Source organism: Nocardioides sp. (assembly GCF_050699375.1).
In the GTDB taxonomy this organism is placed as follows: Bacteria; Actinomycetota; Actinomycetes; order Propionibacteriales; family Nocardioidaceae; genus Nocardioides.
The window spans coordinates 1-8,796 of sequence record NZ_JBOHDN010000138.1; the positions used below are offsets into that span (position 1 = coordinate 1).

General features: G+C 68.7%; 8 protein-coding genes. 5 read left to right on the plus strand and 3 right to left on the minus strand.

The window, feature by feature from the left end; translation table 11 throughout:
- Window positions 1-16: 16 nt before the first annotated feature.
- The 3 genes from ACRDPS_RS10030 to ACRDPS_RS10040 all read left to right on the plus strand — a co-directional run bounded on the left by ACRDPS_RS10030 (window position 17) and on the right by ACRDPS_RS10040 (window position 2,341).
- Window positions 17-292, plus strand: a complete 276-nt coding sequence (locus ACRDPS_RS10030) for a hypothetical protein (RefSeq protein WP_431501489.1) — start codon at window positions 17-19, stop codon at window positions 290-292.
- On the plus strand, window positions 289-753 hold the full coding sequence (locus ACRDPS_RS10035; RefSeq protein WP_431501490.1) for a hypothetical protein: 465 nt from the start codon (window positions 289-291) through the stop codon (window positions 751-753). The genes ACRDPS_RS10030 and ACRDPS_RS10035 overlap by 4 nt, the downstream gene beginning before the upstream one ends.
- A 205-nt stretch (window positions 754-958) precedes the next feature.
- Window positions 959-2,341 (plus strand): dicarboxylate/amino acid:cation symporter, encoded by a 1,383-nt coding sequence (locus tag ACRDPS_RS10040; protein ID WP_431501491.1) that lies wholly within the window; start codon window positions 959-961, stop codon window positions 2,339-2,341.
- Between the two features lie 110 nt (window positions 2,342-2,451).
- On the opposite strand, the gene ACRDPS_RS10045 is transcribed toward ACRDPS_RS10040, so the two are convergent.
- On the minus strand, window positions 2,452-3,048 hold the full coding sequence (locus ACRDPS_RS10045) for an NADPH-dependent FMN reductase (RefSeq protein WP_431501492.1): 597 nt from the start codon (window positions 3,046-3,048) through the stop codon (window positions 2,452-2,454).
- A 102-nt stretch (window positions 3,049-3,150) separates the two neighbouring features.
- Here ACRDPS_RS10045 and ACRDPS_RS10050 point away from each other — a divergent pair, with 102 nt between their 5' ends.
- Complete coding sequence (locus ACRDPS_RS10050) at window positions 3,151-3,987, plus strand: helix-turn-helix domain-containing protein (RefSeq protein ID WP_431501493.1); 837 nt, start codon at window positions 3,151-3,153, stop codon at window positions 3,985-3,987.
- 72 nt (window positions 3,988-4,059) lie between these two features.
- Here ACRDPS_RS10050 and sucD read toward each other — a convergent pair whose 3' ends face one another.
- On the minus strand, window positions 4,060-4,956 hold the full coding sequence (gene sucD / locus ACRDPS_RS10055) for a succinate--CoA ligase subunit alpha (RefSeq protein ID WP_431501494.1): 897 nt from the start codon (window positions 4,954-4,956) through the stop codon (window positions 4,060-4,062).
- Window positions 4,957-4,988: 32 nt separating this feature from the next.
- Window positions 4,989-6,152, minus strand: a complete 1,164-nt coding sequence (sucC, locus tag ACRDPS_RS10060; RefSeq protein WP_431501495.1) for an ADP-forming succinate--CoA ligase subunit beta — start codon at window positions 6,150-6,152, stop codon at window positions 4,989-4,991.
- A gap of 514 nt (window positions 6,153-6,666) precedes the next feature.
- Between sucC and ACRDPS_RS10065 the strand changes: the two genes are divergently transcribed.
- Entirely contained in the window at window positions 6,667-8,736 is a 2,070-nt protein-coding gene (locus ACRDPS_RS10065) for a peptidoglycan DD-metalloendopeptidase family protein (RefSeq protein ID WP_431501496.1), read from the plus strand.
- The last annotated feature ends 60 nt before the right edge of the window (window positions 8,737-8,796 follow it).

Sequence of the window (8,796 nt, forward strand, 5' to 3'; positions counted from 1 at the left end):
AGAGTATGATGATGGTATGAGCACTCCCAAGGTGCGTAAGACCATCACCCTCGACCCCGACCTCGTCGCGGAGTTCGAGGGCGATCCGGCCGCGCTGTCCGCGACCGTGAACGCTGTCCTCAGGGCCGAGAAGCGACGGCGTGACGACCAGGCCGCGCTCGCGGCGTACGTTGCCGATCTCGTCGATACGTATGGGGAGCCCGATCCCGAGACGCGGGAGGCAGTGGCTGCGGTCTTCGACTCGGTCCGCGCTGACGATCCAGCCGGCGAGACTGGTCGGATGTCGGCGTGAGCCTGGTTCTCGACTCGGAAGCGGTCTCGCGACTCATCGCGGCAGGCGGCAGCCACGTCGGCACCGGCGAGGAGCGATTCCAGCAACCCGGGAAGGATCCTGGCGCGGTGCTGGTCGCTGCCCTCCAGGAGGCCGCCCGACGAAAGCTACCGCTGGCAACGACTGCCGCAGTGCTCTCCGAGCAGTATCGAACCAGCCACGCGGCAGCGGTGAGCTCGTTCCTCGGCCGCAACCGGCACATCAAGGTCGTCGCGACCGACGAACGGCTGGCCCCTGTCGTCGGTCGCATCCTGTCCCGGGCAGGGCGCGGGTCCGCGGACCACGTCGACGCAACAGTTGTGGCCACCGCCGGACTCAGCTCCAGCGCTGGAGCGGTTATCGCGACCAGCGACCCTGATGACATCGAGAATCTCCTCGACGCCTCGGGGTTTCCGCGGGTTGGCGTCATCTCGCTGACCTGAACAGCGCCTGCCTGTGGTCGAGAAGCCGGCATCAGCGATCTGTGCTGAGACCTTACGAACTCAGGGCATGAAACACAATATGATTGATCGTCTTTCATGACTTAGCGCGTGGAGACTCCGATCACAACGCGCGAACGCAGGGAAGACACGTATCGGTCCGGACGTTCAGAGTCCTGAACCGCGTCAACCCCTGGAGAGGCTCCTCGTGTCCACCGCCCCCACCGCACCCGCCAGACGGCGGCTGCCGCTTCCGTCCTTCTCGGTCCAGATCATCCTGGGCCTCGTCCTCGGCGTCGCGCTCGGCGCGGTCGCGCGAGCGATCGGCCCCGGGGCCGGCGACGAGGCCAACTGGCTGACGACGACGCTGGCCACGATCGGCGACTCGTTCGTGTCGCTGCTGAAGGCCGTCGTCGTACCTCTGGTCTTCACTGCCATCGTCGCCTCGATCGCCAACCTGCGTACGGTCAGCAACGCAGCCCGGCTCGCGGGCCAGACGCTGCTGTGGTTCGCGATCACCGCGTCGATCTCGGTCGTCATCGGCATCGGGCTGGGGCTGCTCTTCCGGCCGGGGAGCAACACCGCGGTCAGCACCTCCGACGCGGCCGAGGCCGGCGCTTCCGCGTCGTGGCTCGACTTCCTCCAGGGCCTGATCCCCGGAAACTTCCTCGGCCTCGAGGCGTCGACCAGCGTCGAGCAGGCCGGCGGGAGCCCCCTCGCGGAGACCGCGCTGAGCTTCAACGTGCTCCAGGTGCTCGTCGTCGCGCTCGCCATCGGCATCGCGGCGCTCAAGACCGGCGAGAAGGCCGAGCCCTTCCTCGCCTTCAACCGCTCCTTCCTCGCCATCGTGCAGAAGGTGCTGTGGTGGATCATCCGACTGGCCCCGATCGGCACACTTGGCCTGATCGGCAACGCGGTCGCGTCCTACGGCTGGGACTCGCTCGGATCGCTGGCCTGGTTCGCGGTGGCGGTCTACGTCGGTCTCGCGCTGGTCCTGTTCGTCGTCTACCCGGTGCTGCTGCGGGCCAACGGTCTCAACCCGCTCGCCTACTTCCGCGGCGCCTGGCCGGCCATCCAGCTCGCCTTCGTCTCGCGCTCCTCGGTGGGCACCATGCCGGTGACCGAGCAGGTGACGGTCAAGAACCTCGGCGTCCCGCAGGAGTACGCCTCGTTCGCCGTCCCGCTGGGCTCGACCACGAAGATGGACGGCTGCGCATCGATCTACCCGGCGATCTCGGCGATCTTCGTCGCGCAGATCTTCGGCATCGACCTGGGCCTCACCGACTACCTGCTGATCGCCTTCGTCTCGGTCGTCGGCTCGGCCGCGACCGCCGGCCTCACCGGCGCCGTCGTGATGCTGACGCTCACGCTGTCGACCCTCGGCCTGCCACTGGCCGGCGTCGGCCTGCTGCTCGCGATCGACCCCATCCTCGACATGGGACGTACGGCCGTCAACGTCGCCGGGCAGGCGCTCGTGCCGACGATCGTCGCCAAGCGCGAGGGCATCCTCGACGTCGACCGCTACCGCTCCGCCTCCGCGGCCGGGCTGTTGGCCGACGAGGAGCCCGCCAAGGAGCCCGTCGCCGCCTGAGGCCCGGGGGACGAGCGCCAGGGGTAACACGGTGTTCGCACGGGTAGCAGCCCGCTGCAGCCCGCTGCTACCCGATGTAACACCGTGTCACCCCTGCGGCGGCTGACCGGTCACGCCGGGTAGGGGACGTCGGCACGCGCGACCCGTAGGGCCTGCGCCCACCAAGCGAGCTGGGTGAGCATCGCCTTGGCGTAGACGGCCGAGTCCGGGTCGCTCAGCCGGCCGTCCTCGTCGAGCCGCTCCCAGTAGCGAGGAAAGGCCAGGCGCGCCTGGATCGTGTGGGCATGCAGCTCGGTGAGCACGTTCTCCAGATGCAGCGCGGCGTGACGGCCACCGCTGTCGCCTCCGTAGGAGACCAGCGCGACCGGCTTGGCCTGCCACTGGGTGAAGTGCCAGTCCAGCGCCGACTTCAGCGAGGCCGGATAGCTGTGGTTGTACTCGGGCGTGACGATGATGAAGCCCTCGGCGGCATCGAGGGCGTCGGTCAGGTCGGCCTGGCCGTCGGGCCGCGGATAGTCGGCGCCGGCGGCCTTCGGCGACTCGGCGGGCAGGGACAACGGGATGTCGTGGTCGGCCAGGTCGATCAGCTCGACCGTGAGGCCGCCGTACGCCTCGGCCTGCTCGGCCATCCAGGAGCCGAAGATCGGACCACCTCGGCCTTCGCGGACGCTGGCGGTGATGACTGCGATTCGTAGTGGTGTGTTCATGGCATCCAGGTTCGTCGGGATCGGCAACCGGCGGGAGACCGAGCCCAGGCTGGCCCCGGCAGGGCCACCCTCACCGACCGGCTGCGCCGTAGGCTGGATGCCATGCCTGCCAACCCGGGAGCCCTCGGCTCGTTCATCAGGGACCGCCGGGACAAGACCACGCCGGAGAGCGTCGGTCTCCCGCTTGGCGTACGCCGACGCGCCCCTGGTCTGCGGCGGTCCGAGCTGGCCACGCTGGCCGGGATCAGCGTGGAGTACCTGGTCCGGATCGAGCAGGGCCGCGACCACCACCCCTCACCACAGGTGCTGCGGGCCATCGGCGACGCGCTCCGCCTCGACGCCGCCGCCCACGAGCACCTGCGCACCCTCGCGATGGCCTCCAGCGGAGAGTGCCTCGGACCCTTCTCCTCCGGTCGTGACGTACGTCCCGGCGCGCGGACACTGGTGGAGCAGTTCGAGCCCGGCGTCGCGGTGCTCACCAACCGGCTCGGCGACCTGCTCGCCCAGACGTCCACGTTCGACATGCTCGCCCGGCCCCTCGGGCTGCTCGACCACGCGGAGCCCAACGTGACCGCGTACGCCTTCCTCCACCCGCGCGCCCGCGAGGCGTTCCCCGACTGGGCGCGGGTGGCCGACGACTTGGTCTCGAACCTCTACCGCGGCCCCAATCCCGCGGCCGCGCGGATGATGATCGAGGCGATGTCGGAGCAGGCGGGACCGGAGTTCATCGACCGGCTGCGCCGCCACGACCCGCCCCACGGCGGCGTCTGGCGCTGGCTCCATCCCGAGGCCGGCGAGCTGCGGTTCGACGTCGAGGAGCTCGAGCTCCCGGCCGCCGACAACCAGCAGATCCAGGTCCTCATACCGGCCGACGAGGCGACCGCCGAGGCGATCGACGCGATGCGGCGGCGCCGCTCGGGCGCCCTGCGCGCGGTCTGAGCCGACGTCCGCAAAAGGCGAAGTGCCCCGCGACCGGATCCCGGTCGCGGGGCACTCAGCTTGTGACGTACGTCAGAGGGACTGCAGGATCTCGCGAGCGAGAGCAGCGGTCTCCGACGGGGTCTTGCCCACCTTGACTCCGGCGGCCTCGAGGGCCTCCTTCTTCGCGGAGGCGGTGCCGGCGGAGCCGGACACGATCGCGCCGGCGTGACCCATGGTCTTGCCCTCCGGCGCGGTGAAGCCGGCGACGTAACCGACGACGGGCTTGGAGATGTTCTCCTTGATGTAGGCCGCGGCACGCTCCTCGGCGTCACCACCGATCTCACCGATCATGACGATGACCTTGGTCTCGTCGTCCTTCTCGAACGCCTCGAGGGCGTCGATGTGGGTGGTGCCGATGACGGGGTCACCGCCGATGCCGATGGCGGTGGAGAAGCCGAAGTCCTTCAGCTCGTACATCATCTGGTAGGTCAGCGTGCCCGACTTCGAGACGAGACCGACCGGGCCCTTGCCCGTGATCGTGTGCGGGGTGATGCCGGCCAGCGACTCGCCCGGCGTGATCACGCCAGGACAGTTCGGGCCGATCATCCGGGTTGCCTTGCCCTGCAGGTAGGACCACACCTCGGCGGTGTCCTGCACCGGGACACCCTCGGTGATGATCACGATCAGCGGCATCTCGGCGTCGATGGCCTCGATGGCGGCGTCCTTGGTGAACGCCGGCGGCACGAAGAGGACCGACACGTCAGCGCCGGTCTCCTTCATCGCCTCCGCCACGGTGCCGAACACCGGGAGCTCCACGTCGGCGCCGGAGGCGTCCTTGTGGGTGACCTTGGTGCCGGCCTTGCGAGCGTTGACGCCACCGACGATCTGGGCGCCCGAGTCGAGCATCAGGGCGGTGTGCTTCGCACCCATGCCGCCGGTGATGCCCTGGACGATGATCTTGCTGTCCTTGTTGAGGTAGATGCTCATGTTTCTCTGTGTCCTCTTTCCTGGCCCTGACCTCAGGCGTTGGCCAGCTCGGCAGCCTTGTCGGCGCCGCCGTCCATGGTGTCGACGATGGTGACCAGCGGGTGGTTGGCCTCACGGAGGATCTGGCGACCCAGGTCCACGTTGTTGCCGTCCAGGCGAACGATGAGCGGCTTGGTCGCCTCGTTGCCGAGGATGTCGAGCGCGCCGACGATGCCCTTGGCGACCTCGTCACAGGCGGTGATGCCGCCGAAGACGTTCACGAACACGGACTTGACCTGCTCGTCGTTCAGGATGACGTCGAGACCGTCGGCCATGACCTGCGCGTTGGCGCCGCCACCGATGTCGAGGAAGTTGGCGGGCTTGACCCCGCCGTGCTCCTCGCCGGCGTAGGCGACGACGTCGAGGGTCGACATGACCAGACCCGCGCCGTTGCCGATGATGCCCACCTGGCCGTCGAGCTTGACGTAGTTGAGGCCCTTGTCCTTGGCCTTCGCCTCGAGCGGGTCCTCCTCGTCACGGATGACGAACTGCTCGTGGTCCTCGTGGCGGAACTCGGAGGCGTTGTCGTCCAGCGACACCTTGCCGTCGAGCGCCTCGAGCTTGTCACCCTCGAGGCGAGCCAGCGGGTTGACCTCGACGAGCGTCGCGTCCTCCTCGGTGAAGACCGTGTAGAGGCTCTGGATCATCGCGACGGCCTGCTCGAAGACCGGCTCCGGGAAGCCGCACTCGGTCGCGATCTCGCGCGCCTTGGCCTCGTCGACACCCGTGCCGGGGTCGATGCCGATCTGCTTCACGGCGTCGGGGTTGGTCTTGGCGACCTCCTCGATCTCCACACCACCCTCGACGGACGCGATGCAGAGGTACTGCCGGTTCGATCGGTCCAGCAGGAAGGAGAAGTAGTACTCCTCCACCGGCGGGGTCGCCGGCGTGATCAGCACCCGGTTGACCCTCAGGCCCTTGATCTCCATGCCGAGGATGTTCGAGGCGTGCTCGAACGCCTCGTCCGCGGTCTTGGCCAGCTTCACGCCCCCGGCCTTGCCACGGCCACCGGCCTTGACCTGCGCCTTGACGACGCAGAAGCCGATCTCCTCGGCGGCCTTCCTGGCTTCCTCAGCCGTCTCGACGACGACACCTTCGGTCACGGCGACGCCGTGCTTGGCGAAGAGCTTCTTCGCCTGGTACTCCATGAGATCCACTGATCCACCTGGTCTGTGTGTTGCGGTACGGGGCGGCGTACCGCATGGATCAGCGGTCGACGCCCACGTCTTCAGATGTGTCCGTCCAGCACCTTAGACCCCGTCATAGCCGGGTTACGAGCCCAGGGCCCACGACGTGACGTACGCCACTAGCGGGTCACCAAGCCGGACACACCGCAGATATACCAACAAATCGGCAACCGCGAGTAACAGAGCCTCGGGGCTACGCAGCGGGCCTTGTTTGACCTCGTACGCGGCGGCCCAGCGTTCATGGATCGATGGGTTTCGACACCGTATAGAGGCTCAAATCGACCGAAGACACGCGTTTCGCGTGGAATAAAGAGCCCGCAATCGAGTTCCGAATCTGATGGATTTACGCAGATCAGCGACGGATTCCACGGTCGCCGAAGGTGAAATCAGCGACACGGGCGTGCCACATTTCTTGACCGCGCCTTCCGGTCCGTTACAGTCGTGGCTCGCCGTCTGAACCCTCGAACAGCGGAGATATGAACTGATGGGCAACCACCGAGCCGACGTCACAAGTGACAGTCCGCGTTCGGTCACCCCTTCCCCCGGAGCAACCACGAGCAACAGCTACGTCGGGAAGCGGCGCGCAGCGCCGGCGACCGACAGCCCTGCTTCAAGGCCTGCACCGCGAGCGACCGGATCGACCTCCTACGTCGGGAAGCGGCGCGCCGCGCCGTCCCCCGCCGTCGGGACCGCGAAGCCATCCCCCATTTCTGAGACCCCTGAGGAGCCGGTCGCCAAGGCCCGGCCCAACCGGGTGGTGCTCGAGCCGACCGGCAAGCTGCCGGTCGTCGGGTCCCTCCGCCAGGCGGCTCCCCTCGACAAAGAGGCCACCGACGGCCGCATCTCGACCGGCGAGCTTCGTGCTCTCGTCGAGGGCGACGGCGGCGGCTCCTCCCCCTTCCCGGCCAAGTTCCCGACGCCGACGGCTTCCCCGAAGCCCGCGTCCACGCCGATCGTGCCCGTGCAGCGCCGTGCGGCCCAGATCGACCCGGTCCTGGCCGACCTGCTCTCCTCGATGGGCATCGACCCGGACAAGGTGACGCCCGACGTGCTCGAGGATCTCGGTGTCGGGGGCATGACGACCTCCGAGCTCACCAAGTTCCTGACGCAGCCGACCAAGCGCCCGCCGTTCAAGTCCATGGCGAGCAAGCCGGTCTCGACCAAGACGCCGCCTCGCGGCGTTCCGGCAACGCCCGCACCTCCCGAGCCGGCTCGTCCGGAGCCGGTAGCACCCGCGGCGCCCGCTGCGTCGGTCGTCCCGGAGCCCACCTTCGAGGCGCCCGAGCCGACCCACACGCCGAAGCCGCTGCGGATGGCCAACACCTTCGCGCCGCTGACCGGCAAGCTCCGCGCCGTACGCAGCGCCCGTCCGGTCTCCGCCCCGCTGATCGCCGCTCCTCCGGTGGCGCCGTCGGTGCCCGCCTACGAGGCCCCGGTCGAGCACGAGGCCAAGGAGCCGCGCGGGTTCCAGGAGGCGTACGACGCTCCCCCGTCCTCCTTCAAGATCGACACGACCTCTTTCCCGGCGCCGCCGGTGTCGCTGCCCGAGCAGATCGACTTCGACTCGATGGCGATCGACCTCCCGGCCGAGTCCTACCCGGTCGACGCGCCCTACTACGAGGAGCCGCGGGCCGACGAGGCGTTCTACCAGGACGCCTATGCCGAGGGCTACGGCCCGCAGCAGTCCGAGGCCTACTTCCGCGCGGAGACCGGCAGCATCGACCTGCCGAGCATCAGCGAGATCGCGACCTACCGCCCCGAGCTGAACGAGCACCCGGCGGTCGAGACCACCGGCACGATGGTCGGCATCGGCGGTCCTACCCGGCCGCGTACGCGTCGGGCCACCGCCGCAGCCGCCGGAGGTCGCCCGACGGTCCCGCTGACTGCTGGTGCCGCCGCCCTCGCGGCTGCCATCGGCGGCATCGCGCTGACCGGCGGCCCGACCATGGTCGCCGCTGACGACGTACGTCTCGTCGGCGCCACGGCGCTCGGTGGCGACAGCGAGATGGTCGCGGTCGGCGACCGCAAGGCGACAGTGAGCCGCAACGACGAGCGCTCCGAGGCCGACACCGCGGCGAGCGACCGCGAGAAGGCACTCCAGGGCATCGACGTCCAGGCCGACAAGCAGGACAAGTTCCTCAAGTCCAACATGTGGGAGCTCCCGATCGCGGCGGGCACCTACCGGATCACCGGCACCTTCGGCTCCTCCGGTGCCAACTGGTCCAGCACCCACACCGGTCTCGACTTCGCCACCTCCTACGGCACCCCGATCCACGCGGTCTCCCGCGGCACGGTCACCTCGACCGGCTGGGACGGTGCCTACGGCAACAAGACCGTGATCACGATGGATGACGGTACGGAGCTGTGGTACTGCCACCAGAGCGACTTCGGTGTCGAGGTCGGCCAGACCGTCTCCCCCGGCGAGACCATCGGCTACGTCGGCTCGACCGGTAACTCCACGGGCAACCACCTCCACCTCGAGGTCCGCCCCGGTGGTGGTGACGCCGTCGACCCCGACAGCGCTCTCAACGAGCACGGCGTAGACCCGAGCTGACGCGCTCAGCGCGTCAGCTCAGCACAGAGCCGAGTCGGCGCAACTGCAACAGAGCCGAGT

Excerpts from the sequence above, each read along its gene's own strand:
- ACRDPS_RS10030 (WP_431501489.1), top strand. The coding sequence starts at position 17 with ATGAGCACTCCCAAGGTGCGTAAGACCATCACCCTCGACCCCGACCTC.
- ACRDPS_RS10045 (WP_431501492.1), bottom strand. The coding sequence starts at position 3,048 with ATGAACACACCACTACGAATCGCAGTCATCACCGCCAGCGTCCGCGAA.
- ACRDPS_RS10050 (WP_431501493.1), top strand. The coding sequence starts at position 3,151 with ATGCCTGCCAACCCGGGAGCCCTCGGCTCGTTCATCAGGGACCGCCGG.
- sucD (WP_431501494.1), bottom strand. The coding sequence starts at position 4,956 with ATGAGCATCTACCTCAACAAGGACAGCAAGATCATCGTCCAGGGCATC.
- ACRDPS_RS10065 (WP_431501496.1), top strand. The coding sequence starts at position 6,667 with ATGGGCAACCACCGAGCCGACGTCACAAGTGACAGTCCGCGTTCGGTC.